Origin of the sequence: Ralstonia sp. 24A2 (assembly GCF_051783885.1) — a bacterium.
Lineage (GTDB): Bacteria > Pseudomonadota > Gammaproteobacteria > Burkholderiales > Burkholderiaceae > Ralstonia.
Window position 1 is genome coordinate 2,119,759 of sequence record NZ_JBPVZD010000002.1, and the last position, 14,496, is coordinate 2,134,254.

Genomic DNA, 14,496 nt, shown 5'->3' on the forward strand with positions numbered 1-14,496 from the left:
CAGCTCGCCGAACACAGGGTGCCGACCTTAGCGGCGCGCGGGCACCAGATCGAAATGATCGCGCTGATACTGGAACAGCAGGCAATCATCCCCTGTCGCACAACCGCTGAAGTGCGGCAGATTGGCCGGCAGGTTGTAGTAGGAACCCGGCGGATAGTCGACGCGCCTGCCGTCGATGATGGCGTAGAACGTGCCCTTCAGAACGACGGTGGGCAAGTCCTGGGTGTGGGTGTGGTACGGGTTGTTCGCGCCGTTCGGAAAGAGGACGAACGCATCGTAAGGGCCATGTCCGGCCAGGTCGCCTTGAACGTTGGCGTACTTGACGCCGCCGCTGCCCGGCAACTCGGTCCACGTCAGGTCGCTGGCGGGGAACGACACCAGATTTGCGCTTGATGCGCCGCTCGAGCCCGGGGTGGTGGGAACGAGGTCGAAATGATCGCGCTGATACTGGAACAGCAGGCAATCGTCGCCCGTTGCGCAGCCGCTGTAGTGCGGCATGTTGGCCGGCAGGTTGTAGTAGGAGCCCGGCGGATAATCGATGCGCCTGCCATCGACAATGGCGTAGAACGTGCCCTTGAGCACCACGGTCGGCAGGTCCTGCGTGTGCACGTGGTACGGGTTGTCCAGCCCGTTGGGGAAGAGGACGAATGCTTCGTAGTTGCCGTGCCCGGCCAGGTCGCCTTGGACATTGGCATATTTCACGCCACCGGAGCCCGGCAGTTCGGTCCACGTCAGTGCGCTGGCTGGGAGCGACACCAGCCCCGGGTGTACCGGAGTGTCATCACCGCCACCGCCGCAGGCGGTCAGCGCAAGTGCCGACAGCAGCGGCAGGAGCAGTTTCTTTTTCATCATCGTTTTCATTGGGAACGGATCGGTGTACGCAATGGATTGGCACGCCGCGTCTGCTTGAGCTGAGCATGCTGTGCACTGGAACCGAGTCTATGGATCGACGCCGCTCACCACCACAGTGCCTGCGCCACAGAACCTGTGCGGCAGATGCACAAGTTGATGCGAGAAAAGCCCAGGCGCGCATCTTGGGACCTGTCAGTGGGGAGGCTGCTACGTTCGCACCCCGAATCCCACCGTTCGTCGCACCCGCGTGGCGCCTGCCCAGGCGCCGTTCCTATACTGCGGACATCCCCGGTTCCACCAGAGACCACCATGTCCGGCATCCCCTACACCCAGCCAGCCGAATCCGACGATGCCCTGCTGCGCCGTGCCCGCCACCGAGCCGGCGCCCGCATGGGGTTCCGCATCCACCTCCTGTCGTTTCTAGCCGTGAACGCCGTGTTGGCGGCGATTGCGCTGTCGCGCGGGCAGTTCTGGTTCATCTGGCCGCTGCTGGGCTGGGGGATGGGCCTGGCCGCACACGGCCTGAGCCTGGCCTGGAGCATGGGCGGCGGCTACCAGCGCATGGTTGACCAGGAGCTCATCCGCCTGCGCGCGCAAGCCGGTCGCCCGTGATGCGGGAAACCCCACGTTCCGGTGCTGGAGTCCCCTCCGGTAAGATCGCCCGCATGTTCGCCAATGTGTCGTTTCCTTCGCTTGCTGACTGCCTGCGCCTCCTGTGGCGTTGGCTGATCCGCTACGCCGTCATCATCGTCATCAACACGCTGATCGCGACGGTGCTGGCGTTCGGCATCCGGCCGGAAGAGACGTTCTGGCAGGATTTTGTTTTCAGCCAGTCGATCGGTCTGGCGGTGTTCTCGTTGATCGGCATTCCGCGCCACGTGTTCTGGGGCGATGGACCGCCCAGCAAGAAGTTCTTTCCGTGGGTAGTGGTCGGCGCGGTGGTGATTGGCGTGCCGTTCGGGCAATGGGTGGCGCGCATGATTCTCTGCATGAACGCGCCGTTCCCCATGCCCTGGCGCGCCGATAGCCTGCGCATGAGCTTCATCATCACGATGCTGGCCGCGCTGGGGGCAACCTACTACTACTGGTCGCGCGGCAAGCTGGTCGCGCTGGAGCGTCAGGCCGCGCTCGATGCGCTGGACCGTGAAGAGGCCGAGAAGCAGGTCGTGCGTGCGCAACTCATGGCGCTGCAGGCACAGATCGAACCGCACTTCCTGTTCAACGTGCTCGCCCATGTGGACGTGCTGATCGCACGGGACCCGGTTGGCGCGCGGCGTTTGCTGCAGCACCTGATCGGTTTCCTGCGCACCTCGCTCTCACATGCCCGCGCCGAGCAATGCACGCTGGCGCAGGAGTTTGCGCTGCTGCGTGCGTATCTCGACATCCAGGCGCTGCGCTTCGGCAATCGGCTGCGGTTTTCGCTGACGCTGGACGATGCCATCGCCAACATCGTCATCCCGCCCATGTTGATCCAGCCGCTGGTGGAGAACGCCGTCGTGCACGGCATCGAGCCGGCACGCGAAGGCGGAGAGATCGCACTCTCGGCCCGACGCGACGGCGAGCGCCTCGTGCTGGAAGTGCGCGATACCGGCGTCGGCTTCGGCAACGATGGCGGCAAGGGCTCCGGACTTGGTCTCACGCATGTGCGTGAACGCCTGTCGCGCCTGTTTGATGGTGACGCGCGCCTGACGATTACGGAAACGGTGCCGCATGGCGTGACGATTATCGTTGAGCTGCCGCTCGCACGTGAGACCGCCGACACGCCTGCCCAAGCCGACGCACCTGAATGGCGCTGCCGCTTTTCCCAGCCCGCGCGCCCCGCCGCCAACCCAGCGCTGTCTTCGCGCGCGCCCGCCGGAACCTGACCGATGCCGTCTTCCCCCCGCCTGCTGATTGCCGACGACGAACCGGCGCTGGCTGACAACCTGGTCGCCGAACTGGCTGCACTCTGGCCCGAGGCCATGCTGTTGCCGGCCGTGCACGACGGGCAATCCGTGCTGGACGTGATTGACGACACGCAAGCCGGGCAGGGGCCGGACGTTGTCTTCCTCGACATCCGCATGCCGGGGCTCTCAGGCATTGACGTGGCACGTGAGTTGTCGGATCGGGAAGATCGGCCGCTGGTGGTGTTCGTCACGGCGTACGACCAGTTCGCGCTCGATGCCTTCGAGCAGGCCGCTGTCGACTATGTACTCAAACCGGTGCAGACCGAACGGCTGGCCGAAACGGTCAAGCGCCTGAAGGCGCGTCTTGGCACCCGTCCGAACGGCAGTGCCGCTGCCGACCCTGCGCAAACACTGGCTGAACTCGTCGAGCGCCTTGCCGGCCTGCAAGGCGCCGCGCAGACCCGCGTGACGCCACAGGGCGGCTATCTGCGCTTCATCAAAGCGTTGGTTGGCCAGGAAGTGCGCTTCATCCCCGTGGACGAGGTGCTGTATCTGGAAGCGACTGACAAGTACGTTAACGTGGTCGCCAGCAGCGGTGAATCGCTCATCCGCATGAGCCTGCGCGAGTTGCTCTCGCAGCTTGACCCAGAGCACTTCTGGCAGGTGCATCGCGGCACGGTGGTCAACGTGACGCATGTGTCGAGCGCCGTGCACTCGTCGCTGGGCCGGTTGGGCCTGAAGATTCGCGGGCGCTCTGAGACGTTGCCCGTGGCGCGGCAATACGCGCATCTGTTCCGTCAGATGTAGACCGATTCAGGTGTGTACGTGTGCGGGCCTTCCGCTATGATCCGTTGTATCGTCAACGAGTCAAGCGCGAGACCACCCGCCATGGAGACCGCAGTCGCACGCCCCGCAGGCACCCAACCCACGCCACGCCACGGCGGGCAGATCCTAGTCGATGCGTTGGTTGAGCACGGTGTCGACATCGCCTTTGGCGTACCGGGCGAGAGCTATCTGTCGGTGCTCGAAGGCTTCTATCAGCGCCGCGATCGTGCGCGCTTCATCATCTGCCGGCAGGAAGGCGGTGCAGCCAACATGGCCGACGCCTACGGCAAATTGACCGGCCGCCCCGGCATCGTCTTCTGCACGCGCGGGCCCGGTGCCACCAACGCCAGCATCGGCGTGCATACCGCGTTTCAAGACTCTACGCCGATGATCCTGTTCATCGGTCAGGTTGGCCGTGATTTCGCCGACCGCGAAGCGTTTCAGGAAATCGACTACCGTCGCATGTTCGGCCAGATGGCCAAGTGGGTCGCGCAGATCGATAGCGTGGAGCGCATTCCAGAATACATTGCCCGGGCATTCCAGACCGCCACTGCTGGCCGGCCTGGCCCGGTTGTTCTGGCGCTGCCGGAAGACATGCTGACTGAGGTTGCCGTGGTGGCGGACGTGTCGCCAATGCCACGTGCGATGGCCTGGCCCGGCCCGCATGACCTCGCCCAACTGAAGGCGCTGCTGCAGAACGCGGAGCGCCCGCTGTTGCTGCTGGGCGGCTCCGGCTGGACACCACAGGCCGCCGCCCGCATGCAGGCCTTTGCCGAGCGCTGGAACCTGCCCACCGGCTGCGTGTTCCGCCGGCAAGACCTGTTCGACAATCGCCACCCGAACTACGCGGGCGACGTTGGCATTGCCATCAACCCGAAGCTCGCCGCACGCGTGAAAGAGGCCGACGTGGTGCTCGCCATCGGCCCGCGTCTGGGCGAGATGACGACCTCCGGCTACACGCTCTTCGACGTGCCGCGTCCGAAGCAGACGCTCATCCACGTGCATGCTGGCGCGGAAGAGCTGGGCCGCGTCTATCAGGCGGACTTGATGATCCACGCATCCATGCCCGCGATGGCGGAGGCACTGGAAGGCGTTTCGCCTCAAGCGTCTGATAGGCCGCCGCGCTGGTCCGCCTGGACGGAAGCTGCCCACGCCGACTACCTCGCCAACATCGTGCCGCCGCCATTCACAGGACAGGGCATCGACATGGGCCGCGCCATGCAATGGCTGCGGGAGCGCCTGCCGCACAACAGCATCCTGACCAACGGTGCGGGCAACTACGCCACGTGGCTGCATCGCTTCTATCAATACGGTGCGCTGGCGTCCGGCTCGCGCACGCAATTGGCGCCGACCAGCGGGGCGATGGGCTACGGGGCACCCGCTGCCGTGGCTGCCAAGATCGTATGTCCCGACACGCCCGTCATCTGCATGGCCGGTGACGGCTGCTTCCTGATGAACGGCCAGGAACTGGCGACCGCCATGCAGTACAACGCGCCAGTGATCTTCATCGTGGTCAACAACGGCATGTACGGCACCATCCGCATGCATCAGGAACGCGAATACCCCGAGCACGTGAGCGGCACCGAGTTGCGCAACCCGGACTTTGCGGCACTGGCGCGCGCTTATGGCGCCGAGGGGCACACGGTACGCTCGCTCGAAGGCTTCCAGTCGGCCGTTGAGACTGCGTTGGCCGCGCCCGTTGCCACGATCATCGAGGTGCAGACCGATCCGAACATCATCAGCCCACGCGCGACCATCGATTCGTTGCGCGCACAGTCGCGCGGCTGACCCCGCTTTCGCCAACGTCCTTTCCATCCCATTGCCATGACGATGACCCCAGTGACCGACCTGTGCGACATGCACGAAGACAAGCTCGTCTACGGAAGCCTGCGCGTGCTCACGCCGGTGTTCCGTAGCTTTGGCAAGCGTGCCGCCTTTGCGGGGCCGGCTTCCACGCTCAAGGTGTTCGAAGACAACGGCCTCGTGCGCGCCGCGTTGGAAGAGCAGGGCGCAGGGCGCGTGCTCGTCATCGACGGTGGTGGTTCGCTGCGATGCGCGCTGGTGGGCGGCAACCTCGGCAAGCTGGCCGAGGAGAACGGCTGGGAGGGCATCCTGCTCAACGGCTGCGTGCGCGACACGCGCGAGCTGATTGAGTGCAACGTCGGCATTCATGCGCTGGCAGTGCATCCGCGCAAGAGCGTCAAGAAGAACGCCGGCCAGCGTGAAGTGGGCGTGCAGATGCCCGGTGCATACATCCAGTCCGGCGAGTGGATCTATGCCGATGAAGACGGCGTGCTGGTTTCTCAGGACCAACTCGCATGAGCTACGCCAACGCCATCCACGTGTTTGTCTACGGCACGTTGCGCGCCGGGGAGGCCAATGACCTGCGTGTCGCGGCGGCCAAGCGGGGCATCCCAGAGCCTGAGTTGCTGGGCACGGCGATGTTGCATGGCCGCCTGTACGACTTCGGCACGTATCCGGGCCTGGTGCTGGACCCGACCGGCACGGCCGTGCGCGGTGACGTCTACCGTATCGACGCGGCGCTCGTCGCGGTGCTCGACGAGATCGAAGAGGTGTACCCCGGAGGCGATGCGCTCTTCCTGCGCGAGAACCACGCGGTGATGCTGGGCAGCGAATCCATCGAATGCATCGTCTATCCGGTCAGCCCGACGCACATTGCTGGGCGGCATGTCATTACGGGCGGGGACTGGGTTGCACATCGGCTGGCGCGCAGTTGAGTTCATCCGCCAGCGTCACTGAAAACGCCGCAACCGCGGCGTTTTTCTTTGCCTTGCCCCTATGTGACGGTAGTGGTTGTCGATTTTTCATAATGCGGAAAGTCTTTTTGATCCGCAAAAATCTGACATCGCAGGGCACCATCCGCATCTTTCATGATGGGGAAAATCTTGCCGTATCGTGAAATATTGATCATAAGCTACTGAAAATAAAGAAATAAAAACTTGCATTCTGGGCGAGGTTCTTCTTGTTGCAGCGCATCGGGCTTCCCTACACTCTTATATAAGACATATGAGGCCAGTCGCCCGGCGGCATCCCGAGACGGTGCCAGCGACTCAAAGCGATGCGTGAGTGGCCTCGGCTTCAATTTGATGGATGCGATTGGACAGGAGAGTGTGATGACCCGCGAACAGGAAGTGCAGCAACTGCAGAAGGAATGGGACACCAACCCACGTTGGAAGGGCATCAAGCGTGGTTACACCGCGGAAGACGTGGTGCGCCTGCGCGGCTCGCTGCAGATCGAGCACACGCTGGCCAAGCGTGGTGCCGAGAAGCTGTGGAGCCTCATCAACAACGAGCCGTTCGTCAACGCACTGGGCGCACTGACGGGCAACCAGGCCATGCAGCAGGTCAAGGCTGGCCTGAAGGCGATCTATCTGTCGGGCTGGCAAGTGGCCGGCGACGCCAACAGCAACGGCGAAATGTATCCGGACCAGTCGCTGTATTCGGTGGACTCGGTGCCCAAAGTCGTCAAGAAGATCAACAACACGTTCCAGCGCGCTGACCAGATCCAGTGGTCGGAAGGCAAGGACGATATCGACTTCTTCGCCCCGATCGTGGCGGATGCGGAAGCCGGTTTCGGCGGCGTGCTCAACGCGTTCGAATTGATGAAGGCCATGATCGAAGCCGGCGCTGCGGGCGTGCACTTCGAAGACCAACTGGCTGCCGTGAAGAAGTGCGGCCACATGGGTGGCAAGGTGCTGGTGCCGACGCGTGAAGCCGTGAGCAAGCTGGTGGCCGCGCGTCTGGCTGCCGACGTGATGGGTGTGCCGACGGTGCTGATCGCACGTACCGACGCGGAAGCCGCTGACCTGCTGACCGCCGACGTGGACGAGAACGACCAGCCGTTCTGCACCGGCGAGCGCACTGTGGAAGGCTTCTACCGTACGAAGCCGGGCCTGGAGCAAGCCATCTCGCGTGGCCTGGCCTACGCCGAGTACGCCGACCTCGTGTGGTGCGAAACCGGCAAGCCGGATCTCGAATACGCCAAGAAGTTCGCCCAGGCCATCCACGCCAAGTTCCCGGGCAAGATGCTGGCCTACAACTGCTCGCCGTCGTTCAACTGGAAGAAGAATCTGGACGACGTGACGATTGCCCGTTTCCAGAAGGAACTCGGTGCGATGGGCTATAAGTTCCAGTTCATCACGCTGGCCGGTTTCCACGCCCTGAACTACTCGATGTTCAACCTGGCCTACGGCTACGCCCGCAACCAGATGAGCGCCTTCGTCGAGCTGCAAGAGGCCGAGTTCAAGGCCGCGGAGCGTGGCTTTACCGCAGTGAAGCACCAGCGCGAAGTCGGTACGGGCTACTTCGATGCCGTAACGCAAACCATCGAGCGCGACGCATCGACGACGGCGCTGAAGGGCTCGACGGAAGACGAACAATTCTTCGAAGAAAAGGCGCAAGCCAAGAAGGTTGCTTGAGGTTGCCGACGCATCCGGCATTCAGGTCACCTGGGCCGGCGTGCTGACCACACGCTGGCCTCTCGAAACCGCGCTTCCCTCAACGGCGCGGTTTTTTTTGTGTGCGGATTACTGCGGCATCTGGCGCAACACCTGCATTGCCGCACGGAAGTCGTCGGTAAGGGCGCGGTCCTGATCGACAAACGGTACGCGCACACGCAGCGCGCTGTAGAGCGCTTGCGACGAGGGTGACAGCGTGAAGCCAGGCGTCCTGCGCTTGCGCAGGTCAATGGCTTGTGCGGCTTGCACAGCCTCAATGGCCAACAGTGCGTAGGTGTTGTCGATCTGCTTGCGCACGCGTTGAACGACGGCCGGCGCGTTGGTCGCCACGTCTTCAATGTTGCCTGCCATCGGCAGGTAGTCGAGCGACACGGGTTGCGCCAACGCTTTGGTTTCCATGGCAAGCGCGGTGGCAGGCTTTTCAATTTCGGCGAGGGCTTGCACGGCCGTCTCGGTGCCAAGGAATCGCGGCAGGCCGGTGAACTTCGTGTCATTCAGCTTGACGACGCGCTGCGCCACCGTCAGTCCGTGCTGGGCCAATGCAATACCCATGCTCTCGAAGGCCAGTACCCAGGGCAGCGGCTCAAAGTTGGCGGAGGGCAGTACTGCACCGCCCGGCATGTACCCCTGCATTTCCTGCGCACGGTTGGAGCGCGCATGTACGCCCAATGCAACGCCAGGGTTGTCATCGGAGCTGTTCAATTGGACGTCGATCAAAGCACGGCTTGTTGCGCTCGCGCGGTCCAGCTCGCCGAGCAGGTACACGCTCGTGCGGTAGCTCAACGGGTCTTGCAATGGGCGAGCGGCATCGTGGTCCCATAGGCTGGAGCCGTTGAGCAGGCGCCGCAGGTCTGCGCCGGCGCGCACCGTCTGCGGAAAGGGCCGCAGCGCCAGCGTGTCCTCCAGAAACGGCGACACATTGCCGTTGAGCGCCTGCAGGCTCAGTGCGTAGACCTGCTTGGCGACGGTTGCCAGGTGGTCCATCTCATGCAAGGTCAATGCTGCCAGGCCGGCACTGTATGCGTTGGAGCTCAGGATCGACAGACCGTCTTTGCCGAAGGGGGTGATGGGCACGATGCCCGACGCCTGGAGCGCCTGCAGGGCAGGTTGCCTGCGACCACGGTAGTAGGCCTCGCCTTCGCCCATCAGGCCGATGCCGATGTGTGCGAGCAGCGTGATATCCGCTTCGCCCACCGAGCCGCTGGCTGGCATGGCAGGCGTGACGCCGGCATTGAGCGCTGCGGCATAGGCCTCAACAACGTCAGGTTGCACGCCTGTACCGCCGGCCAACATACCGTTGAGCCGTGCCGCCATGGCGGCACGCGTATCTGTGATCGAAGCATCCGGCCCAGTGCCCATGCCGTGCGAGCGCAGCAGCCCGATGTTGAAGCGGCGCGAGGCGTCGATCACCTCCGGCGTCAACTGACCGCTGGCGTCGACCATTTCCCGGTCCTTGTTTTCACCTACACCCACGGTCAGACCGTAGATCTGCTGACCATGGCGTGCCGCGTCCAGCAGCAGTTGGTGCGATTGGCGAACGCGTTCGCGTGCCTCGGGCGTGATCCGCACGGATTCGCCCAGCGCGATGCGGGTGATGGTTTCAGGTGTGGCGGACCGACCGTCGAGCGCAACGTCTGCGATTGCGCTCAGCGGGCAGGATGCGGCAATCGACAGCGCCAGGGCTGTGATCGTGCGGGCTTGCATGGTGTCTCCTCAAGCAGGGTTGGTATGAGGGAGACATTGTTGGCAACGCCGCTTGCAAAAAGGGTAGCGTTTTGTGGCGCGGCAGGTCAGGCGCGCTTGAAAATCGATTCGAGATCCAGTGCCGACGTTGGCGTCGTGTGCAGATCCAGCGAATGCTCGATGTGCTCAAGATGCTCGCGCATCAGGTCGTGCGCGCGTGCCGCATCGCCTGCGGTAATGGCCTCGGTGAGGGTGTCATGCTCGTGTTCGGGGCAGGCGGGCAGGCCGGGGCGGTCGTACAGCGTGATGATCAGGCAGGTGCGTGAGACGGTCTCGCGAATCAGCCGCGCCAAGACGTGGTTGCCGGCCATCTCGGCGATGAGCACGTGGTACTCGCCGGAGAGGCGGATGGTGGCGGCGCGATCGCCACGCTCGCGTGCGGCATGCTCTGCGGCAATGTGTTCGCGCAAGCGCTTGGCCTGCGCCGGCCTGCATGCGCGTGCCAGCATGGCGGCCAGTTCGGGTTCGATGATGCGGCGGGTCTGGAAGACGTCGCGCGCCTCCTCCACGGAGGGCTGCGCGACGAAGGCGCCCTTGTTGGGCACCAGTGTCACGAGTTGTTCATGCGCCAGCCGCGCCAGCACTTGGCGGATGCGGGGCCGGCCTGCGCCGGTGGCTTCACATAACCGCTCTTCGACCAGCTTGGTGCCGGCCGGAAGGCGGTGTTCCATGATGGCCGTCAGCAGGCCTTGGTAGATCGGCTCGGCAGCAGGCTGGCTGTCGGTGGTTTCCCGTTCGGATGCGGGCATGGCGGGTGACAGAGCGGAAGAAAAAGGCGGAAGGATGCATGGTAGCAAATGCACCCTTCCGTGCCGCACTAGGCTAATGCAAACGGTGCAAGCATCCCCGTGTAGGGTTTTGGCAGCGGGCGCGCCCAATCGCCGCGCTTGCTGGTCGATAGCCGCATGCCGACCAGCGCCTCCACCAGCTTCACCGCCGCCACCACACCATCGATGACGGGCACGCCCAGTTCGGCGCTCAGGTCTTCGCACAGGTCGGCCATGCCGGCGCAGCCGAGCACGATGCAGTCGCTGCGGTCTTGCGCCAGTGCGTCGCGGCAGGCTTGCAGGACGATGCCGCGCGCATTGGAGCCCGGCTTTTCCAGATCCAGCACCGGCAAGTCACTCGCGTGGACGTTGCGGCAGGCATGGCGCATGCCGTAGCGCTCGGCCAAGTGCCAGGCCATGCCGACGGTACGTTCCAGCGTTGTTACTACGCTGAAGCTGTTGCCGATCAGGCTGGCCACGTGCATAGCCGCTTCGGCAATGCCGATGACGGGGCCGTGCGCCAACTCACGTGCGGCGTAGAGGCCCGGGTCACCAAAGCATGCGATCACGTAGGCATCGGCGCCGTCGCGTTCGCCATGACGGATTTCTTCGAGGATGCCGGGCACGGAGAGCGCTTCGTCGTAGTGGCTCTCGATGGAGGCCGGGCCCATCTTCGGGCTGACCGCCGTGATGCGTGTGCCCGATGCAGCCGCCGCCTGTGCGCAGCGGCCGATCAGCGCGGTCATGCTGGCGGTCGTGTTGGGGTTGATGATGCGGATGTCCATGTCGATGCGTCGTAAGGGTCAACGGGCGGAGGCGAGTTGCTTGCGGCTCAGCGTGGTGTAGAGCACCAGTGCGATGCCCACGCCGATGAACCAGCTGTAGTTGGCCAGCCATTGCAGGCGCTCGAACACCACGCAGGCCATCGGGATCAGCGCGGACGGGATCATCGTCCAGACGGCTGCCGGGTTGTAGCCGTTGCGGAACCAGTAGGTGCCCGTCGGGCGCATCGAGTAGAGATCATCTACGTTGATCTGCTGGCGGCGCACGAAGTAGTAGTCCGCAATCAGGATGCCGAACAGCGGGCCGATGAAGGCGCCCAGCACGTCGATCGTGTAGTGGATCACCTCAGGGTTGTTGTAGAGGTTCCAGGGCGTGATGAAGATCGAGGCCACCGCCGCAATCATGCCGCCCGTGCGCCAGCTGATGTGCTGCGGCGCCACGTTGGAGAAGTCGAACGCCGGCGAGACGAAGTTGGCGACGATGTTGATGCCGATGGTGGCAATCATGAAGGTCAGCGCGCCGATCACCACTGCTGTCGTATTGTCGATGCGGGAGATGACTTCCACCGGGTCAGAGATCAACTGGCCAAACACAGGCAGCGTGGCGGAAGTGGTAATGACCACCAGCAGCGCAAAGCCGAGGAAGTTGACCGGCAAGCCCCAGAAGTTGCCGCGCTTGACCGAGCCGAAGTCCTTACCGTAGCGCGAGAAGTCGCCAAAGTTGAGCATCGGCCCGGAGAAGTAAGACACTACCAGCGCGATCCCGCCCAGCATGACGGGCACGGCATCCCAGCCTTCGTACTTGAGGAAGGAGAGCGTGAAGTTGATGTTTTCCCAACCCGCCTTGTGTACGAGCCACAGGGCCAGCGCAATCATCACCACGTACACCGCCGGGCCAGCCCAGTCGATGAACTTGCGGATCGATTCCATGCCGTGCCAGAACACGAACGCTTGCAGGACCCACAGCAACATGAAGGCTGCCCAGCCCAGCGTGGACAGGCCGGCGAAGCCATGCTGCTGCAAGTCTGCGTACGGTGCGAGTTCCGGCATGAATTTCAGCGCCACGATCAAGAAGGCATGCGAAGCCAGATAGGTCTGGATGCCGTACCACGCCACCGCGATCAGGCCACGGATGATGGCCGGAATGTTGGCACCCAGCACGCCAAACGAGGCCCGGCAGATCACCGGATACGGCGTGCCGGTCGCTTGGCTGGGCTTGGCGACGAGGTTGCAGAACACTTGCACGATGAGAATGCCCACCAGCAGCGCAAACAGCACCTGCAGGCTCGACAGGCCCAGCGAGAACAGGCTCGCTGCCGTCAGGTAACCGCCCACGCTGTGCACGTCCGACATCCAGAACGCGAAGATGTTGTAGGTGCCCCAGGTTTGCTTGCGTAGCGGGGCGAGGTCTTCGTTGGTGAGCCGTGGGTCGTACTGCGGTTTGATGACGACGTTGGAATGCGCGTGCGGCGGATCATCCGCCGGTGCCGCCGAAGCGGTGGTGGTGGTCATTCTGTCTTCTCCTTGGTTTGTGCCGGCATGAAGTCGAGTTCAGGCCGTGCGGTCATTGTGCGCAATACTGTGCACAAGATTATTTAATTTTGTGTACAAAGTTGTATGCACGGACAAGCCAAGAGTCAAGGACAAAAAGAAAGCCGCCCGGTCAGGGGCGGCTGCGTGTCGAGGGAGTCGGGGCTTCTGGAGGTGGCTCAGCGATAGACGATTACTGGGATTTCGGTGTGCGTGAGCACCTTCTGCGTCTCGCTGCCGAGCAGCAGTCCGGCCAGTCCGCGCCGGCCGTGCGAGGCCATGAAGATGACGTCACAGCCGTGACGTTCTGCCGCATCGATGATGCCCATGTAGGGCACCGCAAAGCAGCTCATGTCGGTATCGCAGTTGATGCCGGCGCTGCGGGCGGCGTCTTCCACGTCCTTGAGCACCACGCGCGCCTGGGCTTCAACGCGCTCCTTGAAGGCCTGAGGGGTTTCCACGACGATCTCGGAGAAGGGCGTGTACGGATATTCCTCCAGGCACGTGTAGGCCGTCAGGCGCGCGCCGAGCGTCTTGGCAAAATCGAGCGCGCCCGCCACCGCCTTGCGCGACAGCTCGGAACCATCGGTCGGGATGAGGATGTGCTGGAACATGCGGCCTCCTTGGTTGGGTGGAATATGCGTTGTCTTGATTGTAGGCCGCGTGCAATGTTCCACCCATCCGGAGTGATCGCTAGTCCATCCCGATGAGGGCGTCGGCCCGGCGCCAGTAGGCCGGGTTGCCGTAGGTGTTCTTGAGAAAGTCGATGAAGAGCCGCACGCGCAGCGGCAGATGCTTGCGCTGCGGAAATACCGCGTGGATGCCGATCGGCGGCGCCTCGAAGGCGTCGAGCACCGTCACCAGCTTACCGGTGGCGATGTCGTGGCCGACCTCCCACCACGAGCGCCACGCCAGGCCGTAGCCTTGCAGACACCACTCGCGCAGGACCGCGCCGTCGGTGCATTCCATCGTGCCCGATACCTTCACGGTGACGGTCTTGCCGCCCTGCTGGAAGACCCAGCCGCGCTGCACGTTGGCGCTGGCGCCAAAGGCCAGGCAGTTGTGGCCCGAGAGCTGCTCCACCTGAGTGGGTACGCCGCGGCGCTCCAGGTAAGCGGGCGCAGCCACCACTACGCGGCGGTTCTCCCACAGGCGGATCGACACGAGGCTCGAATCGGGCAGGTCGCCCAGGCGGATGGCGCAATCGAAACCCTCGTTGACAAGGTCGACTACGCGGTCGCCCAGGTCCAGCGTCATCGACACGTCCGGGTGTGCCTCGATGAAGTCCGGCACCATCGGCGCAACGTGGCGGCGGCCGAAACCGGCCGGGGCCGTCACACGCAGGTGGCCGCTGGCCTTTACGCCACCGGCGGAGACGCTGGCTTCAGCGTTGTGCAGGTCGTTGAGGATGCGTTGGCAATCCTCCAGGAACGCAGAGCCTTCAAAGGTGAGGGTGATGCGCCGCGTGGTGCGCACCAGCAGCTTCACGCCCAGGCGTTCCTCCAACGCATCGATGCGGCGGCCGATGATGGCCGGTGCCACACCTTCAGCGGCCGCCGCAGAAGACAGGCTGCCGCGCGTCGCCACGGAGACAAAGGTTTCGAGTTGCTTGAATTGAGCCATGCAGATGCGA

The 14,496-nt window shown here is 63.8% G+C and carries 14 protein-coding genes; 7 read left to right on the forward strand and 7 right to left on the reverse strand.

Going from position 1 to position 14,496, the window contains the following annotated elements; genetic code table 11:
• Positions 1 to 27 precede the first annotated feature (27 nt).
• On the reverse strand, positions 28 to 849 hold the full coding sequence (locus ACS13N_RS14795) for a cupin domain-containing protein (protein ID WP_438932327.1): 822 nt from the start codon (positions 847 to 849) through the stop codon (positions 28 to 30).
• Positions 850 to 1,161: 312 nt separating this feature from the next.
• Here ACS13N_RS14795 and ACS13N_RS14800 point away from each other — a divergent pair, with 312 nt between their 5' ends.
• The 7 genes from ACS13N_RS14800 to aceA all read left to right on the forward strand — a co-directional run bounded on the left by ACS13N_RS14800 (position 1,162) and on the right by aceA (position 8,002).
• Positions 1,162 to 1,464 (forward strand): 2TM domain-containing protein, encoded by a 303-nt coding sequence (locus tag ACS13N_RS14800; RefSeq protein ID WP_438932328.1) that lies wholly within the window; start codon positions 1,162 to 1,164, stop codon positions 1,462 to 1,464.
• Entirely contained in the window at positions 1,464 to 2,717 is a 1,254-nt protein-coding gene (locus tag ACS13N_RS14805) for a sensor histidine kinase (protein WP_438932329.1), read from the forward strand. Before ACS13N_RS14800 ends, ACS13N_RS14805 begins: the two co-directional genes overlap by 1 nt.
• A 3-nt stretch (positions 2,718 to 2,720) precedes the next feature.
• Positions 2,721 to 3,545: a LytR/AlgR family response regulator transcription factor gene (locus tag ACS13N_RS14810; RefSeq protein WP_438932330.1), complete on the forward strand. Its 825-nt coding sequence runs from the start codon at positions 2,721 to 2,723 to the stop codon at positions 3,543 to 3,545.
• An 81-nt stretch (positions 3,546 to 3,626) separates the two neighbouring features.
• Positions 3,627 to 5,351, forward strand: coding sequence for a thiamine pyrophosphate-binding protein (locus ACS13N_RS14815; RefSeq protein WP_438932331.1), 1,725 nt, complete (start codon positions 3,627 to 3,629; stop codon positions 5,349 to 5,351).
• Between the two features lie 36 nt (positions 5,352 to 5,387).
• On the forward strand, positions 5,388 to 5,885 hold the full coding sequence (gene rraA / locus ACS13N_RS14820) for a ribonuclease E activity regulator RraA (RefSeq protein ID WP_438932332.1): 498 nt from the start codon (positions 5,388 to 5,390) through the stop codon (positions 5,883 to 5,885).
• Positions 5,882 to 6,301, forward strand: coding sequence for a gamma-glutamylcyclotransferase family protein (locus ACS13N_RS14825; RefSeq protein ID WP_438932333.1), 420 nt, complete (start codon positions 5,882 to 5,884; stop codon positions 6,299 to 6,301). The genes rraA and ACS13N_RS14825 overlap by 4 nt, the downstream gene beginning before the upstream one ends.
• 396 nt (positions 6,302 to 6,697) lie before the next feature.
• Positions 6,698 to 8,002 (forward strand): isocitrate lyase, encoded by a 1,305-nt coding sequence (gene aceA / locus ACS13N_RS14830; protein ID WP_438932334.1) that lies wholly within the window; start codon positions 6,698 to 6,700, stop codon positions 8,000 to 8,002.
• Positions 8,003 to 8,110: 108 nt separating this feature from the next.
• Here the strand turns inward: aceA and ACS13N_RS14835 are convergent, their stop codons facing one another.
• The 6 genes from ACS13N_RS14835 to ACS13N_RS14860 all read right to left on the reverse strand — a co-directional run bounded on the left by ACS13N_RS14835 (position 8,111) and on the right by ACS13N_RS14860 (position 14,486).
• Positions 8,111 to 9,745, reverse strand: a complete 1,635-nt coding sequence (locus tag ACS13N_RS14835; RefSeq protein WP_438932335.1) for an HAL/PAL/TAL family ammonia-lyase — start codon at positions 9,743 to 9,745, stop codon at positions 8,111 to 8,113.
• Between the two features lie 86 nt (positions 9,746 to 9,831).
• The gene (locus ACS13N_RS14840; protein ID WP_438932336.1) at positions 9,832 to 10,533 is read right to left on the reverse strand and encodes a GntR family transcriptional regulator; all 702 of its coding nucleotides are present in this window, start codon (positions 10,531 to 10,533) and stop codon (positions 9,832 to 9,834) included.
• Positions 10,534 to 10,601: 68 nt separating this feature from the next.
• Positions 10,602 to 11,336 (reverse strand): aspartate/glutamate racemase family protein, encoded by a 735-nt coding sequence (locus ACS13N_RS14845; RefSeq protein WP_438932337.1) that lies wholly within the window; start codon positions 11,334 to 11,336, stop codon positions 10,602 to 10,604.
• A gap of 18 nt (positions 11,337 to 11,354) precedes the next feature.
• Complete coding sequence (locus ACS13N_RS14850; protein WP_438932338.1) at positions 11,355 to 12,845, reverse strand: NCS1 family nucleobase:cation symporter-1; 1,491 nt, start codon at positions 12,843 to 12,845, stop codon at positions 11,355 to 11,357.
• Positions 12,846 to 13,042: 197 nt separating this feature from the next.
• Complete coding sequence (locus ACS13N_RS14855; RefSeq protein WP_048932252.1) at positions 13,043 to 13,477, reverse strand: universal stress protein; 435 nt, start codon at positions 13,475 to 13,477, stop codon at positions 13,043 to 13,045.
• Positions 13,478 to 13,556: 79 nt separating this feature from the next.
• Positions 13,557 to 14,486: a LysR substrate-binding domain-containing protein gene (locus tag ACS13N_RS14860; RefSeq protein ID WP_438932339.1), complete on the reverse strand. Its 930-nt coding sequence runs from the start codon at positions 14,484 to 14,486 to the stop codon at positions 13,557 to 13,559.
• Positions 14,487 to 14,496: the final 10 nt, after the last annotated feature.

What these genes read in the sequence shown, in the direction of transcription:
- ACS13N_RS14795 (WP_438932327.1), bottom strand. Translation starts at nt 849, where the DNA reads ATGAAAAAGAAACTGCTCCTGCCGCTGCTGTCGGCACTTGCGCTGACC.
- ACS13N_RS14800 (WP_438932328.1), top strand. Translation starts at nt 1,162, where the DNA reads ATGTCCGGCATCCCCTACACCCAGCCAGCCGAATCCGACGATGCCCTG.
- ACS13N_RS14805 (WP_438932329.1), top strand. Translation starts at nt 1,464, where the DNA reads ATGCGGGAAACCCCACGTTCCGGTGCTGGAGTCCCCTCCGGTAAGATC.
- ACS13N_RS14810 (WP_438932330.1), top strand. Translation starts at nt 2,721, where the DNA reads ATGCCGTCTTCCCCCCGCCTGCTGATTGCCGACGACGAACCGGCGCTG.
- ACS13N_RS14815 (WP_438932331.1), top strand. Translation starts at nt 3,627, where the DNA reads ATGGAGACCGCAGTCGCACGCCCCGCAGGCACCCAACCCACGCCACGC.
- rraA (WP_438932332.1), top strand. Translation starts at nt 5,388, where the DNA reads ATGACGATGACCCCAGTGACCGACCTGTGCGACATGCACGAAGACAAG.
- ACS13N_RS14825 (WP_438932333.1), top strand. Translation starts at nt 5,882, where the DNA reads ATGAGCTACGCCAACGCCATCCACGTGTTTGTCTACGGCACGTTGCGC.
- aceA (WP_438932334.1), top strand. Translation starts at nt 6,698, where the DNA reads ATGACCCGCGAACAGGAAGTGCAGCAACTGCAGAAGGAATGGGACACC.
- ACS13N_RS14835 (WP_438932335.1), bottom strand. Translation starts at nt 9,745, where the DNA reads ATGCAAGCCCGCACGATCACAGCCCTGGCGCTGTCGATTGCCGCATCC.
- ACS13N_RS14840 (WP_438932336.1), bottom strand. Translation starts at nt 10,533, where the DNA reads ATGCCCGCATCCGAACGGGAAACCACCGACAGCCAGCCTGCTGCCGAG.
- ACS13N_RS14845 (WP_438932337.1), bottom strand. Translation starts at nt 11,336, where the DNA reads ATGGACATCCGCATCATCAACCCCAACACGACCGCCAGCATGACCGCG.
- ACS13N_RS14850 (WP_438932338.1), bottom strand. Translation starts at nt 12,845, where the DNA reads ATGACCACCACCACCGCTTCGGCGGCACCGGCGGATGATCCGCCGCAC.
- ACS13N_RS14855 (WP_048932252.1), bottom strand. Translation starts at nt 13,477, where the DNA reads ATGTTCCAGCACATCCTCATCCCGACCGATGGTTCCGAGCTGTCGCGC.
- ACS13N_RS14860 (WP_438932339.1), bottom strand. Translation starts at nt 14,486, where the DNA reads ATGGCTCAATTCAAGCAACTCGAAACCTTTGTCTCCGTGGCGACGCGC.